We start from the raw sequence: 15,254 nt of genomic DNA, 5'->3' as shown, positions 1-15,254 counted from the left end.
AGTGCTGAGGAATCTAATCTACTCAGCACTTTCTCCCTCACCAAACCTTAAACTGGCAATAATTTTGGTACAGCCTTTTTCAGATTCGATATTGAGCTCAGCACCAATTTTTTCTAAACGCATTTTCATACTGCGCATACCAATGCCCATCCCGTGGTTAAGCACACACTCCACATTAAAACCTACGCCATCATCCTGAATAATCATGACCAAGTGAGTTGTACTTGGATAATACATTTTTACATCAATATGCCGTGCTTGACTGTGCTTCATAATATTAGTCAAACTTTCTTCAAGAACACGAATTAAAGTCAAACATTGTAGTGCTGTCGGTTGTATTTCCCATGCCTCAGGAATGCTCCAAGTCGCCTCAATGTCCAACTCATCCATGATCTGACTAAACCGATGCCGAACAGGAGCAATCCATAACACTGGATTATCTGGCGTTTTGTTATTGGTTAAAGAACCACTATCAATAATTTGTCTTAAATCATCTCGAAGCAATTTGAGGATGGATAAAAATTGTTGATTCGACATGGTGCTGGAGCTCTGATCCACCAAAATCATGGAACGAACCAAAGATGCACCCAAACCATCGTGCAAATCATGTGCTAAATGAATACGCTCTTGTAAGCGGACATTTTCAAGCTCTAATTGGTGTCGAGCATATAAACTAGAGGACAGGTTACTGGTCACAAAGCTCACTCGTTGCTCAAGTTCACTATTAAATCTTTGTATCTTTTTAATATTTTTATCTAACCGCGTTGCGAGAATAATCACAATAAAAAAAGTGATCACCGGTGAGGTATACGGCGACAAAGGCTGATGGTCATTAATATGCCCATCAAAAAGTAGTGAAATATCGTAAAGCATGACGATAAGAATCACACTTAAACAAACCACCAACAAGATATAATCACGGCGCTTGGTCTTATAAGCACGATAAATCACAAAGCAGAATGATGCGATAAATAATGCAATACATAACAGGAAAATCACAGCAAATACGATATTGACCATCAAGCTCGGGATAAACAAGATAGTGACAATACACACTGCAGCAACTAAAAATAAGGTTTTCTCTAACTCAGCAAACTTTGTCTTCACAAAACGCAGCAAGTAAATGCAAAAGCAAACATTGTATAAAACAAAAAAAGTCAGGTTAGTTTTCATGACCCACAAGGAGTTTGGATATGGAAACACTTCTCGGTTGATGACATTCCAAATAAACAATACCCAAAACAAACAGCTAACAGAAAACCACAGAAATGTCGTTTCATTGCGTCTAAAAAACCAAATGACAAAGCACACCAAGCCTAAGGTGGTGGAAATGACTAAATTAACTTGAAACAGCGCCCTTTTATTCCAAATTCGTTTTTGTTGTTTATCATATGCTGTTGTGATGTCAGAAAATTCTAAATTACCTAAACCCGGACTTTCATAACTATTACCAACCACATAGACCCAAATGTCATTGTTTTTTTGTTTTAAGCTTTCGACAGGAAGGATCCAAAAACGCGGAGTATTCCAACTTTTTGATAGGGGTTCAACTAAATGCTTATCTTTCCAAAGCAGGTTTCGATTAAAAAAAACAGCGCCTGCGCTACTCATGCCTTCCACAGAAAATGCTAAAGGCTGCTTCAGTTCATTACTGTCGTTACAACTCCAATGCCAATTAAAATGGTACCAAACGCCACCATCGTAATGTGGCCAGCGTTCTGTCCACACGTCAGGGTTTTTGACCTCTACCCATCCAGTCTTCGGAACAACATCGACAGAACTAGTTTTCACCGCAGAAATTTTATCGACATTCACTTTACAAGTTGGACTAACAGCAAAGTTGGTTTGCGCATAACTGGCAAAACTAAGCACACACAAACACAGTGTGACAAAAATGCTCAGCCAGCCATTTCTCATAAAATACCTAAAGAACGCGCAGTGCTGACAGCTTTGGTTCTTTTTGAAACAGAAAGCTTGCGGTAAATATGCTTAATATGGCTTTCAACGGTATAGCGCGAAACAAATAATTGCTCAGCAATTTCGCGGTTACTCAGGCCTTGTGCCACCAAGTTTAGAATTTCAGTTTCTCGATTAGTGAGTTGGTCATAGTCCTGACCATCTAACTGCTCTACACGCTCAGTTTGGGGGGTATTTGAGGTTGAGATTTGATTTAATATTTCACGAGCAATAAAGGGGTCAATCGGTGCACCACCGCGCAAAATACTCCGTATCGACATCAGCACTTCGGCATCATCACGTTCTTTCAATACATAGCCATTCGCTCCAGCCTTAATCGAGGCAAATAAGCTTTGCTGTGTACTCCATGCCGAAATCACTAGAATTAATGCACTTTCATCTATGCCTCTGAGTTTTTCAATTAAAGTGATGCCATTTCCATCAGGCAACCCTAAATCGACTAAGGCTAAAGAAATGGGTTGTGAGGCAATGATTTGCATGGCTTCAGCTAAATTTTTAGCAAAAATCAGCATATCTTGACTATAGCCCAGTTCTGACAGAATTAGATCTAGACGTGAGCGAATCATGGCTTCATCTTCCACGATTAAAACAGGTGCAGGCAAAACAGTTTCCTTATTTTTCACTGAAGCTTCCCCTTTTTCTTATCATTCTTGAACCACACTATACCGATGAAAGCTTGGCCTAACCTATCCCTAGAAGTAAGTAATTTATAATTTTTTCTTTTGAACAATAAGCGCTTGTTCATATTCATTTTATATACTTTAAATTCTTAAAGATATCAATCTATATAAAATTTATCCATTATTTTAATATTGGATTGCTCCTGCGAATAATAACGGGCTTAACAACAATTTATTACTTGTAGATGAAACAGAGACTTGGCACATTAGGTCTAAACAATCAGGAAGGATGCCCAGCCATATGTCTAGCCCTGCTCAATCCATACGTCATAAATTACTCAATACTTTTTTTTCACGGCACTCCATTTGGCTATTGTGTATTTTTATTTTTTTGAGCATTACTTTTTTTCATAATAGCCATACGCCCCTCTATATTAATTATTTTATTTCGGATACTTTCCTGAACAGTCTTTGGCTAATCACAGGTTTACTGAGTCTTGTTGGCTTGCATGATGTTTTACAAAATAAACATTCGATCTTAAAGAACTATCCGATTATGGGGCACTTTCGTTTTATTTTTGAAGATTTCCGCCCTGAAATTCGCCAATATTTTATTGAGGCCGATCAAGATGCACTGCCTTTTTCGCGTATGCAACGCAGTTTGGTCTATCAACGTGCAAAAAACCAAAATGCAGATAAACCCTTCGGCTCCATTATCGATGTCTATGCAGACAACTACCGCTTCATGACTCATTCACTGAGCCCATGTACACCTGCTGACCCTAAAACCTTCCGTATTTTGGTGGGCAATTCGCAATGCTCACAACCTTATAGTGCTTCTATTTTCAATATTTCAGCCATGAGTTTTGGCAGTCTGAGTGCCAATGCTATTCGCGCTTTAAATAAAGGAGCACAAATGGGTGGTTTTTACCATGATACTGGCGAAGGCAGTTTAAGTCCGTACCATCTTGAATATGGAGGCGATATTGTTTGGGAGTTAGGCAGTGGTTATTTCGGTTGCCGTACTCTAGATGGTCAATTTGACCCTGAAAAATTTGCCGTTCAAGCCAAGCGACCTCAAGTCAAAATGATCGAAATCAAGCTCTCTCAGGGAGCAAAGCCCGGTCATGGCGGGATCCTACCGAAAGATAAAATTTCTGAAGAGATTGCCGAAATACGAGGTGTCAGTCGTGATCATGACTGTGTTTCCCCCTCAAGTCACTCTGCCTTCAAAACGCCAATTCAGATGATGCATTTTATTCAAAAACTGCGTGAGTTATCTGAAGGCAAACCTGTCGGTTTCAAGCTGTGTATTGGTCAGCCTTGGCAATTTATGAGCATTGTCAAAGCCATGCTGCATACTCAAATTATTCCTGATTTTATTGTCGTAGATGGCTCCGAAGGCGGTACTGGTGCAGCACCTATCGAGCTGATAGACAATATGGGCGTACCACTACGTGAAGGCTTACTTTTTGTACACAACACACTGGTCGGTGCTGGTTTACGTGATCAGATCAAAATTGGTGCCAGTGGCAAATTGGTTAGTGCCTTTGATATTGCCAGTACCATGGCAATTGGGGCAGATTGGGTCAATTCTGCACGAGGATTTATGTTCGCGGTGGGCTGCATTCAAGCGCAAAGTTGTCATACCAACCAATGCCCTGTTGGTGTTGCAACGCAAGACAAAGAGCGTCAGAAAGCAATACATGTGCCCACCAAAGCCGAACGTGTACTTCATTTTCATGACAACACATTAAAAGCACTTTCGGAAATGATTGCTTCAGCGGGCTTAAAACATCCAGCAGAAATTAAAGCACGCCATTTAGCACAGCGCATTAATGACCGAGAAATTCGAAACTATGCGCAGCTGCATTTTTGGTTAAAAGATGGTGAACTGCTGTCTTGTGAAAATAAAGATGAAGAGAACTTCTATTTCCGTATGTGGAATATGTCTAAATTAGAACATTTCTAAATAAAAAGGAGGCTCTATCAGCCTCCTTTTTTATTTTCGATAAGAGAAATCACAGAATGTTAGTAATATCCACTCGATGAACCCTGCGCATGTAAAAAGGCTGGAATTAGACCTGTTAAGGCCGCACGAATATCCGAACGCTCATTGATCAATTGATGCGAACCTTCCTCCAACATCAATAAAGTTTGTAAGCGGAACTTTTCACGAATAAACTCAATGTTATAACGCCAGTCTACCGTCTGATCCAGCGCACCTTGGGCTAACCAGACAGGAATGCGGCAAGCTGGGCGCTGCTCCATTTCCAACATCCATTTAGACATAGCCAAAATCCAGTCCATACCCATCATGCGAGGTTGTAGTGGATCTTTTAAACGGACAAAACGTAAGAACTCAGGGTTATGGTTATTCCGCCTAAAATGACGCGGCACTTGACGTTTAATCCGTCGAATAATGCCTAGTCCAACCGAGTTATGCCACCAAGCGGATTTTGCAGGTCGAATGAGTGGCGACAACAACAAAACACGTTGCACATAAGGGTTTTCACGGCGCTCAGCAAATTCAAGCAAATGATGCATCAAAATTGCACCACCCGTGCTCTGCCCTATGCCTAACCACGGTTGCGGTAGCTGTTCTGCATGTTTGACATAGCGCACAACAGCATGTAACACATCTTGATAGTGATCAAAATTTTGGATATTCGCAGGTGACCCATCACTGAGTCCATGCCCCGGAAGATCATAGGTCAGTACACTAAAGCCTTGTTCAAGCAACTCTTTAATAATGGGTTGATAAATTCCGCTATGCTCTAAATAACCATGCAACAGACAGACTGAACCTTTGATTTTTTCAATTTTTGGTGCAAAAACTTGGACATGCAGCTTAAACAAAGGCATTTGAACATAACCTTGCCAGTGATCACAGTCCAACGCATCTAAACCATATAAACGACGATAAGATACCATCTCCACCGATGCTTCATACGGCTGGTTTAGATTCAAAGGCATTAAAAGCTGTGGTGTCGTCTCACGACTCGGCACAGGAAGTTCAAGTTGTTTGAGTACGGAAGGATTTAAAAAAGGAAGTTCAGGCATTATGGAATCTCCCTACAGTCACTCGAACCCAACAGTACATCGCGTATCGTTGCGAGCATTTCATAATTGGCACGGCGACTATGATCATAATTTTGTTCACTTGGACGCCATTGGGTTAATTGGGTCGGCATTGGCGCCTCTATCGGCTGTGTTTCGATACCATTTAAAGCAAATAAACGGCGTGTACGTGGCATATGATATTGATCTGTAATTAAAATCACTCGTGGTGCGCCACCTTTTTTCTGCAACAGCAAAGAGCTAAAGCGCGAGTTTTCGCAGGTATTCATACTACGATCTTCCAATAGTTTCGCATCGACTCCACGTGCCTTTAACCATCTTTGCATATACGGGGCTTCGACACCGCTAAGCACAATGGGGAGCTTGAACTGTTGTTCGACCTGCAATGTGGTTTCAAGACGTAATCGCGTATATTCATTCACTACAATATCTTTACGATTTTTGTCTAAAGTTAATCCACCGCCCAAAACAACTATGGCATTCGGCATGTTTAATGCCGCTTTTCTCTCTTCATTTTGTGCATGTATTTGTGCGATGTCCTGATAGATTTGTTCATCTATCGGCTCTTCCCCTACAGTCTCAACTTTATGTGTTTTTAAAAAGTCGAGATAATGTTCCATCAGGGCTTTATTTTCTTTGCTATTCAGCTCTAGCAGTTCTTTGACATTTTCAGTCGGGTCAACCTCAGAACTTGCTGTCTCAATCACCAAAGGAATTTGAGGCTTTTGCTCTTTTTCTTGCTCTTCACGCTGTTCAGAAATAATTAACTGTTGTAGTGCTTTATAACGTGCCTGAATCGTGGTTAGGTTTTGCGAATTATGTTCTTTAATTTGCTCTTCCATCAACTGTAAATACGCTTGACGGGCAATCCACAAATCAGAACCTGGTTCTAAGCTCTCTTGCTCACTGAGTGCCGCCATTTTTTGACTTTGTGCTGCAACTTCATTGACGTCTACAGGGACAAAGGCATTTAATGTCGCCACAATCAGCTTAGAGTAAAAAGGCGTATAAATAAAAATCATTAAACAGCCGAAAAATGCAAACAGCACCGAAGTGATTTGCATTAAACGTACCATTTTATGGGTTTTACTCATACTTTTAACGATCCTGATGAGATTGGATGAGACCCGCCGAATTAAATAGCACAGGCTCAGGTTCCAACAAAACTTTAAATTTATTATACACATCCTGCTGTACTGCACGGTATGTGCTCTGTACATCGTTCAAATCTGCATTGGCATAATTCACTAAAACCAAGGCTTGTTTGGCAAACATCCCGACCACACCAAGCTGCTTACCTTTCCAGCCCGATTGATCAATCAACCAACCTGCTGCAATTTTAACATCACCATTCGCCTGCGGATAATGTGGCAGTTTTTCAAATTGTTGGGCTAAAAGGTCATAAGCTTGCTGACTAATAATTGGGTTCTTAAAAAAACTGCCTACGTTAGGAAATTCTTTCGGATCAGGCAATTTACTTTGACGAATCTGAATCACTTGTTGTTGTAAATTAAAAGCAGTGAGCTCATCACCCACAGCTTGTTTTAAGTCACCATAGCTAATTTTCAAATCTTCTTTTTTCAATAACTTGAAAGTCACATGTGTAATCACATAGCGATTTGGATCATCTTTAAAAATACTATGACGATAACTAAATGCACAGTCTTTAGCTTGAATATCGCTAAATGTTTTCAACTGTCGGTCATAGACTTGCACGCTTTCGATGAACTCACCGGCCTCTACACCATAAGCGCCAATATTTTGTACAGGAGATGCACCCACGAGCCCTGGAATCAACGCCAAATTCTGTAAGCCAAATAAATGGTGTTCTGTCGTCCAAAGCACAAAGTCATGCCAAACTTGACCCGCACCGACCCGTATAGTTTTGGTATTCGCATCTTCAGACAGGTTTTCTACGCCTAAAATGTTCATATGCACAACCAGAGCATTAATTTGTGCAGGAAGCAGCATATTACTTCCACCAGATAGAATCATGACATTCAAAGCGTGTTGCTGTGCATAATCCAATGCTTCTACAAGCTCATCTGGACTGTGAATTTGAACATAATGAGAGGCTATCGCATTTAAGCTTAACGTATTAAAAGGTTTAAGCTGTTTTTGTGTTTCGATTTGCATGCACGAACCTTAATTACTGTTCAAATTGTTGTTTAAAAATACTGATCCACGCTTGGCTGCTCGACTCACATTGGTCAAGAACACGTTCAAAACCATCAAAGCCACCATAGTAAGGATCAGGTAATGCTTGCTGCGGATACTGCGCGTCATGTTCAGACATCAGTGCAACTTTAGCGCGGAGAGGTTGAGTACCAAATTCAGTTTGCGCTGTTTGATACAAGGCTTGAATATCATCATAATTACGATGATCCATCGCCAGAATTAAATCGAAATGGACAAAATCACGGGTCTGTAACTGTCGTGCGCGTAAGCTGGATAAATCATAGCCCCGTTTTAAAGCATGTTCTTGACTACGTAAGTCAGGTGCTTTGTTGGGATGGTAGTTACTGGTTCCCGCCGAATCGACTTCGATGTTGAGCTGATGTGCATCACAAAAATGTCTGAGAACAACTTCTGCCGTGGGAGAACGACAAATATTTCCTAAACAGACACATAACACCTTATAGGGCGCTGTGAATGACATAACCACCTCGAAACAGCTTTATTTTCAAGTGTCTTATGTTAAGTTATTTAGAGGATGAATCCTATAGAAGTACAAAACAATATTGTTGGATAAGATATAAAAAAGGATGCTGATATGAACCAATTTCAATTTCAAACTGTGCCGAATATTATTTCAGGCTTAGGCAGCATTCAGCAACTCAGAGGCATTTTAACAGCACGTCCTTATCAGCATCTGTTATTGGTTACCGATGCTGGCATGTTAAAGCATCAGCTTCACCTTCCCATCTTAGAAATATTAGAAGATCTCTCTCTGACTTACAATATTTACAGTGAGGTTGAAGCAGATCCAAGTGAACAAATTGTTTTAAATGCGGTTGATTATGCCAAAGAGCAAAAGGTAGATATCGTTTTAGGTTTTGGTGGCGGCAGCTCTATGGATGTTGCAAAAATTATTGCCATCCTCAGCCATCCTGCACAGCAGCAACAGTTATCAGATCTTTATGGGATGAATAATGCCCAAGCACCTCGTCTATCCTTAATTTTAGTCCCTACCACTGCAGGGACAGGCTCTGAGGTCACACCAATTTCGATTGTCACCACAGGTGAAACGACAAAGACTGGAATTGTAGCACCCGTTCTTTTTGCCGATGTGGCGATCTTGGATGCGACATTTACTGAAAATCTGCCGCGTCATATTAGTGCTGCCACAGGCATTGATGCGATGGTACATGCGATTGAAGCTTATACCTCTAAAATCAAGAAAAACCCCTATGCCGACATGTTAGCAAAACATGCTTTAAAACTGCTGAATCAGAACCTCAGTTTAGTGCTAGAAGATGGTCGAAATTTAGAAGCTCGACAAAATATGTTAGTCGGTTCGATGTTGGCAGGACAAGCCTTTGCCAATGCCCCTGTCGGTGCTGTTCATGCGCTTGCTTATCCATTGGGTGGGCATTTTCACATTTCTCATGGACATAGCAATGCCTTAGTGCTGACAGAGGTTTTAAAGTTTAACCTCCCCCAAGCCAAGCAACATTATGCGGAACTGATCTGCTGGCTCGATCCAAAAAGTACAGGCTGTACCGATGGTCTTTCTGATCTTTTCGTTGATCATATGCAAAACCATTTAGACCGCAGTGGTTTAACCTTAAAACTCAAGGCATTGAATGTTTCTGAACACAGTCTAGATCAGCTTGCAACCGATGCCATGTTACAAACACGCCTACTACAAAACAACCCAAGAGAACTAGAGTGGCAACAGGCACGGGAAATTTATCAAGCCATTTACAGCTAAGCCATATAATTAGCTTAGGCTATTTATAAGACGATTTTAAGGATGATATCGATGAGACAAGCTGCAAAGACACGTGACCAATTTCATTATTTTCTACCGATTCAAACACGTTGGTCAGACAATGACCTCTATGGCCATGTCAACAACGTCACCTACTATAGTTATTTTGATACTGCCGCAAATGCCTTACTGATTGAAAAAGCAAATTTTGATATCCACCAATCACCTATTATTGGTTTAGTGGTCGACTCAGCATGTAGTTTCTTGCATGAGTTGTCTTATCCTGAGATTATTGATGTTGGTGTGACTATTTCAAGAATAGGAAACTCTTCACTCACTTACGAACTTGCCATTTTCAAATTTGGTCAAGAAACTGCTTCAGCTCAAGGACATTTTGTTCATGTCTTTGTAGACCGTGAAACACGAAAAAGCACCCCGATTCCCTCTGAAATGCGGAGTGCTTTGCGCCACTACTTAAGCCATGACATTACTTAAGTTGGATATTATGTAATTCACCATCAAAAGTTTGTACAAGACCTTTTACAGTGTCTTCGTTTTGCAGTAACTCATGTGCACGTTGAAATGCTTTTTGCTTGCGCTGCGCCTGCATGGTGTACGGGGTAATCGTTTCAACTTCTGCATATTTCACATCAAAACGCGTCTGAGGCCATTCAGCTTTAAGCGCTTCTTCCAAGACATGACGTAATTGGGTGAGGAGCTGCTCATAACGCTGCGGAATCATAAACACAGACTCGGCATTAATTTGCCCAGCCATTAAACCTTGCTGAGCCAATTCTTGTACCGCGGGCGATAAGCCGCTGCTTCTGAACCAGTACTCCCACTTCTCCACCGTCCACTCACCGACTAACTGCTGCGGTTGAAGTTGCAAAATATCTTGCGGCATTAAATCGCCTGATGCAGTTGAAACCTGTTTAGGTTGAACGGGCTCTACAATAGCGGCAACAGTTTGCAGGCTTTCATTTTCTACAACTTGGGTGTCCTGTACACTATCAGCAGACAGCACTTCATTTGCTAAATCAAACGACTTCGCTCGCACAGCGGGTTCAGCTATTACTGCGGCAGGTTCAACTGATGCTTCATTTTGAGTTTCTAGGTCTAGCGGTACAATTTCATCAAATAAGAAATCATCACTATTTGGTTCATCGTCATTGCTTTGCGCATTAAATTCGTCTGCTTCATCTAAATCGAACAACACTTCATCGCTTGAAGGGTCGAATACGATTTGATCAGATTGCTGAGATGAGTCCACTGGTGGTTTATTATCTTCGGCGCTTTCTGAAAGATCGACATCATCAAGTCCAGGCTTAAACTCAGGTTCTGCATTCTGAGTTATTGCAGCATCTTCAAATGCAACTTCAACATCTGCGTCTTGATGCAAAGTCGTTTCTGGATCTGCACTCGGTATTACCGCTTGATGTACAGATTCAACTACAGCGTTATTCGTCTGAGCCACCAGCACTTCATTCGGTTGTAATGGACGGAACGCCAACATGCGCAGCACTGACATTTCAAAGCCTTGCTCTTGTGTGACTGCTAGCTGTAATTCAGCACGCCCTTTACATGCAATTTGGTAATAAAGTTGTAAGTCTTGCGCAACAATTTGCTGAGACAATTGCATGATTTTTTTATTAATTTCAGCACTATATTTGAGACTAAGTTCAGGCAAATATTGTAATAGCGCCAACTCATGTAAAGTCGAAATCAGCTGATCCAAAACTAAAGATACATCCAGTGCTTGCTGGCGAAATTGCATCAGCAACTCACTCACCCGTTGTTTTTGGTTTTGATGTATCGCAAGGATCAGATCATAAATAATGGTACGGTCGATTAAACCCAACATTTCTTTGACATCTTGGTGCTGGATAGCGCCCTGACCGTAAGCAATTGCCTGATCTGTCAAAGAAAGCGCATCACGTAATGAGCCTTGGGCAGACTCTGCAATTTGCCAAATTGCATCTTGTTCGGCTTGGATGCTTTCTTTATTTAAAATATTCCCCAGATGCTCGGTAATTTCATCTACAGCCAACGGGCGTAGTGTAAATTGCAAACAACGCGAAATTACAGTAATTGGGAGCTTTTGCGGATCTGTCGTTGCAAAAAGGAATTTCACATGTTCAGGTGGTTCTTCCAATGTTTTGAGTAAAGCATTAAAAGAATGCGTAGACAGCATATGTACTTCATCGATTAAATAGACCTTAAAACGACCTTGTGTCGGCGCATAAGGAACATTGTCTAAAAGTTCTCGCGTATCTTCAACTTTAGTACGTGATGCCGCATCAATCTCAATCAAGTCAATAAAACGGCCTTCATTCACGGCGGTACAGGTTGGGCAAACTTCGCACGGCGTAGAAGTCACACCTGTTTCACAGTTCAAGCACTTCGCCAAAATACGGGCAATGGTGGTTTTTCCGACCCCACGCGTTCCTGTAAATAAATAAGCATGGTGCAAACGTCCGCGCTCCAAAGCACTGGTTAGCGCTCGAGAAACGTGGTTCTGACCCACTAGCTCATTAAAATTGCGAGGACGATATTTCCGTGCAAGTACTTGATACATGTATGCTCCTTTTTATAGGCCTAAGCATACTGTTTTTTTGCCAAAGAGTGAATGAATTACTTCACCCCGTTCTCGCATTTCTAAGCTATAAAGCTGATTTAGATCAATAATTCAAAAACCATTAGCTCCATTTTTATCCCACTCCCTATCTCAAGCTATTTATGTATTTAGATTATAGATTTGAAATAAAGTGAGAGCTTTGGAAAAGTAAAAAGATGTAAATATTAAAATGAATTTCTAAAATACAGATATTTAGAAAATTAAGCTGGTTTCACCAAAACAAAATCACTCTGCATTTGGTATTTTTTACCAGTCAGATCTTCACGTATTTCTAAAACACGATCTTCTAAATCGACATAAAGTAAGTTTCGCGTTGTCACGTTCACCAACTCTACCTTATGCTGATCTTGAGCATTAAAACGAAGTGGTCCAGTCAAAGTTTCGATTTCGTTATGACCGCTCAAACTTTCTCGTTTTAGGGTATAGGTCATGTTTTCATGCAGCTCTAGTGCAACTGCCATACCCGGACAGTCTTCACAACGGGACAAACACCCCATACACGGCGTTGTCCCCTGATAACCCCCAACCCACGCAGGAATAATCTGCTTGTGTTCTGCCACTTGAAGTTTAGACTGATCATGTTGCGTTTGATTGGCGTCGGAACAACCTAAGAGTAATCCTGTAGCAACCAGCGGGATAAGAATGGGAGCCTTCATGTCACAAATATTCAAAACCTAAACCGCGACGAACATAACATATTTTAGACGATGACTGAATCTCAGACCCGTCAAAACCAGCCTTTTTTGCCTTTTAAAACCGCATCTGCGCAGCGTAAACTTTCTTGGCTCAAAGCCCAAAGTCGATAATCCCCAGTCAAAGAACCTGTAGCAAAGTTATGTATATAAGCAAAACTCAAGCCTCGCTCACTATCGCCCCAAGCCCCTGAACCATTAAAGCCCATATGACCAAAACCCTGCTCTGCAGTTTTGCCTAAAGTTAATATACGGTGATATCCCAAGCGCCAATGCATAGGTATCGGCATCACGCGATCTCGATAGCTATATTGCACTCGACTCAACTCAGAAAACACATCAGGACGAATCAACTGCTGACCTTTCCAAATCCCTTTTTGAGATAGCATCGCATACACTTTGGCTAAACTATTGGCTGTAAATACACCATTTGCTGCGGGAATGATCGCCTGAATCGCATCATCATGGTAAAAGCTGACCTTTTTCATGCCTTTGGGAATCATGCCATCTTGAAAGTCTTGTGGATCTTGCCCTGACCACTGCATCGCTTTATCCAGCAATGAAACTTTACGCACTTTCGTTGGACTTTTTTGATTTGATTGGCTAGGCACAGGACGAGTAATAGGTCGTGCGATACGTTTTAATTCAGCACTGGGTGCACCAAAGTAAGCCCCATCTAGCTCAAGTGGCTCAACTAAATAGGTTTGGAAGAGCTCAGTTAAAGGTTTGCCCGTTGCTTTTTCCAAAGCACCACCGACCAGCCAACCAAATGACAAAGGTTGATAGGCAGCATCTTCACCAATTGCAAAACGTGGTTGTGCCTTTTCAAATACGTCTAACATATGTGCCCAGTCCAACATCTCTGTTGCATCGGCAATGTTATTACGGATATCAAATAATCCACTTTGATGACTCAGCACATGTCTTAGCGTCATCTTTCCTTTACCATTTTGGGCAAATTCAGGCCAATAATCCGCAATCGGTTGGTCATAGCTCAGCACACCTTGACTGACTAAAATATGCGCCAAGGTTGCAAGCACGCCTTTTCCTGTCGAATAACACACCGACATGGTATTGGCCTGCCAAGGAGAATCTACCGCTGCTAACCCCGTATAGATATCGACAACTTTTTCACTTTGAAAATATAAAACACAGGCTGCACCACCATATGCTGAACGAGCATCCTGTAAGCGGCTAAACAGATGGGCAACACTTTGAAAACGTGGGTCAACATAGCCTTGGTAATGGTTCGGATTCGCTTGTAAATATTGTTTTAAAATTTTCATTTACACATCCTTGTATTTTAAGCTGGCATAAAAAAGCCCAGTGTAATCTAAACTGGGCTTTTTAAAATTATAGTGCTTTCACCTGTCCCGTCACATGCGGTTTTTGATTCTTACTATTTCGAATGAAGAAAGCGGTATTTGCACCTTCTGTCGCGGTCATAAAATCGACTGTTGACGGCAAATACATCGGCAGTTTAAACCAAACATCCGCTTCATAAGCATCAGGCAATGTAATAGAAGCCAACGCTCGGGCCTTACTCCACATGCCGTGCGCAATGGCCTGTTTGAAACCAAAAGCTTTTGCTGTCACCGCATGAATGTGGATGAGGTTGAAGTCGCCCGAGGTCATTGCATAACGACGACCTGTGTTTTCAGAGACTTCCCAGACTGCATTTGGCTGATAATCTGGAGTCGTTGCTTCAACTAATTTTGGTGCTGTTTTACCATCGGTCTTTTGACGTGCTAAATACGTGGTTAAGGCTTCAACCACCACTTCATTGCCAATTTTCACTGTGGTAATAAAATCAAATTGAACACCTTTATCATGTGGCTCAAGCGCGCCATATTTACATGATAAAGTGAGGGTTTCATTGACACCAACTTTACGCATTTGTTTGACTTGATTGCGAATATGTACCAAACCTAGCACAGGAAATGGAAACGGCTCTTGCCCCATCATGTGCATTTGTAGGCTTTGCGATAATACGGCCAAATAAATCGCAGGAATATAACCATTATTTTTAAAGCCACACACTTGGTTATAAGCTTTCAAATGCTTTTGATCGACGTTAAAAGAATCCACCACATACTCAACCTGCGGTAAGACTTTTTCACCTTTTGGTTTTTTAAAAATCAAACCTTGAATGACCTTCGGATAAGCCATATATGGTTTTGGAAGTTGACTAAAATGGCGAGTCTTCATACTGAACCTTTAAGAAGTTTTTATTTCAATATTTTTTGAAAGCACCTTCCCCCTCAGGGAGAAGGTTAGGATGAGGCGAAAATACCATCCCATTTATAATATAAAGA

At 41.3% G+C, this 15,254-nt stretch carries 13 protein-coding genes; 3 read left to right on the top strand and 10 right to left on the bottom strand.

Features of this window, described 5'->3' with window-relative positions; all coding sequences use genetic code 11:
- Positions 1 to 18: 18 nt before the first annotated feature.
- Together HUK62_RS08210 and HUK62_RS08205 are read right to left on the bottom strand one after the other, a co-directional pair.
- Complete coding sequence (locus HUK62_RS08210) at positions 19 to 1,917, bottom strand: 7TM diverse intracellular signaling domain-containing protein (protein WP_176537594.1); 1,899 nt, start codon at positions 1,915 to 1,917, stop codon at positions 19 to 21.
- Positions 1,914 to 2,600: a response regulator transcription factor gene (locus HUK62_RS08205; RefSeq protein WP_125281639.1), complete on the bottom strand. Its 687-nt coding sequence runs from the start codon at positions 2,598 to 2,600 to the stop codon at positions 1,914 to 1,916. The genes HUK62_RS08210 and HUK62_RS08205 overlap by 4 nt, the downstream gene beginning before the upstream one ends.
- Before the next feature lie 298 nt (positions 2,601 to 2,898).
- Here HUK62_RS08205 and HUK62_RS08200 point away from each other — a divergent pair, with 298 nt between their 5' ends.
- The gene (locus HUK62_RS08200; protein ID WP_176537593.1) at positions 2,899 to 4,569 is read left to right on the top strand and encodes an FMN-binding glutamate synthase family protein; all 1,671 of its coding nucleotides are present in this window, start codon (positions 2,899 to 2,901) and stop codon (positions 4,567 to 4,569) included.
- Between the two features lie 59 nt (positions 4,570 to 4,628).
- Here HUK62_RS08200 and HUK62_RS08195 read toward each other — a convergent pair whose 3' ends face one another.
- Genes HUK62_RS08195 through HUK62_RS08180 form a run of 4 tightly spaced genes read right to left on the bottom strand, consistent with a single transcriptional unit; the run spans position 4,629 to position 8,337 of the window.
- A complete protein-coding gene (locus HUK62_RS08195; RefSeq protein ID WP_004696940.1) occupies positions 4,629 to 5,660 on the bottom strand; it encodes an alpha/beta hydrolase in 1,032 nt (343 codons plus the stop codon).
- Complete coding sequence (locus HUK62_RS08190) at positions 5,660 to 6,772, bottom strand: YdcF family protein (RefSeq protein ID WP_176537592.1); 1,113 nt, start codon at positions 6,770 to 6,772, stop codon at positions 5,660 to 5,662. Before HUK62_RS08190 ends, HUK62_RS08195 begins: the two co-directional genes overlap by 1 nt.
- A 4-nt stretch (positions 6,773 to 6,776) precedes the next feature.
- Positions 6,777 to 7,814 carry a UDP-N-acetylmuramate dehydrogenase gene (murB, locus tag HUK62_RS08185; protein WP_176537591.1) on the bottom strand — a complete coding sequence of 346 codons (1,038 nt, stop codon included), beginning with the start codon at positions 7,812 to 7,814 and terminating at the stop codon, positions 6,777 to 6,779.
- A 13-nt stretch (positions 7,815 to 7,827) separates the two neighbouring features.
- Positions 7,828 to 8,337: a low molecular weight protein-tyrosine-phosphatase gene (locus tag HUK62_RS08180; RefSeq protein WP_176537590.1), complete on the bottom strand. Its 510-nt coding sequence runs from the start codon at positions 8,335 to 8,337 to the stop codon at positions 7,828 to 7,830.
- Between the two features lie 114 nt (positions 8,338 to 8,451).
- Here HUK62_RS08180 and HUK62_RS08175 point away from each other — a divergent pair, with 114 nt between their 5' ends.
- A complete protein-coding gene (locus HUK62_RS08175; RefSeq protein WP_176537589.1) occupies positions 8,452 to 9,612 on the top strand; it encodes an iron-containing alcohol dehydrogenase in 1,161 nt (386 codons plus the stop codon).
- A gap of 51 nt (positions 9,613 to 9,663) precedes the next feature.
- Complete coding sequence (locus tag HUK62_RS08170; RefSeq protein ID WP_176537588.1) at positions 9,664 to 10,107, top strand: thioesterase family protein; 444 nt, start codon at positions 9,664 to 9,666, stop codon at positions 10,105 to 10,107.
- Here the strand turns inward: HUK62_RS08170 and dnaX are convergent.
- The 4 genes from dnaX to HUK62_RS08150 all read right to left on the bottom strand — a co-directional run bounded on the left by dnaX (position 10,100) and on the right by HUK62_RS08150 (position 15,147).
- Positions 10,100 to 12,187 carry a DNA polymerase III subunit gamma/tau gene (dnaX, locus tag HUK62_RS08165; RefSeq protein ID WP_176537587.1) on the bottom strand — a complete coding sequence of 696 codons (2,088 nt, stop codon included), beginning with the start codon at positions 12,185 to 12,187 and terminating at the stop codon, positions 10,100 to 10,102. The genes HUK62_RS08170 and dnaX overlap by 8 nt on opposite strands.
- Before the next feature lie 260 nt (positions 12,188 to 12,447).
- Positions 12,448 to 12,903, bottom strand: a complete 456-nt coding sequence (locus HUK62_RS08160) for a copper resistance protein NlpE N-terminal domain-containing protein (protein ID WP_176537586.1) — start codon at positions 12,901 to 12,903, stop codon at positions 12,448 to 12,450.
- Positions 12,904 to 12,974: 71 nt separating this feature from the next.
- Positions 12,975 to 14,225 carry a serine hydrolase domain-containing protein gene (locus HUK62_RS08155; RefSeq protein WP_176537585.1) on the bottom strand — a complete coding sequence of 417 codons (1,251 nt, stop codon included), beginning with the start codon at positions 14,223 to 14,225 and terminating at the stop codon, positions 12,975 to 12,977.
- Positions 14,226 to 14,292: 67 nt separating this feature from the next.
- Positions 14,293 to 15,147, bottom strand: a complete 855-nt coding sequence (locus HUK62_RS08150; protein WP_176537584.1) for a MaoC/PaaZ C-terminal domain-containing protein — start codon at positions 15,145 to 15,147, stop codon at positions 14,293 to 14,295.
- Between the last annotated feature and the right edge of the window lie 107 nt (positions 15,148 to 15,254).

Source organism: Acinetobacter sp. NEB 394 (assembly GCF_013374795.1).
In the GTDB taxonomy this organism is placed as follows: Bacteria; Pseudomonadota; Gammaproteobacteria; order Pseudomonadales; family Moraxellaceae; genus Acinetobacter; species Acinetobacter johnsonii.
Note: the sequence above shows the minus strand (reverse complement) of the source record. Positions and strands in the feature narration are given on the sequence as shown.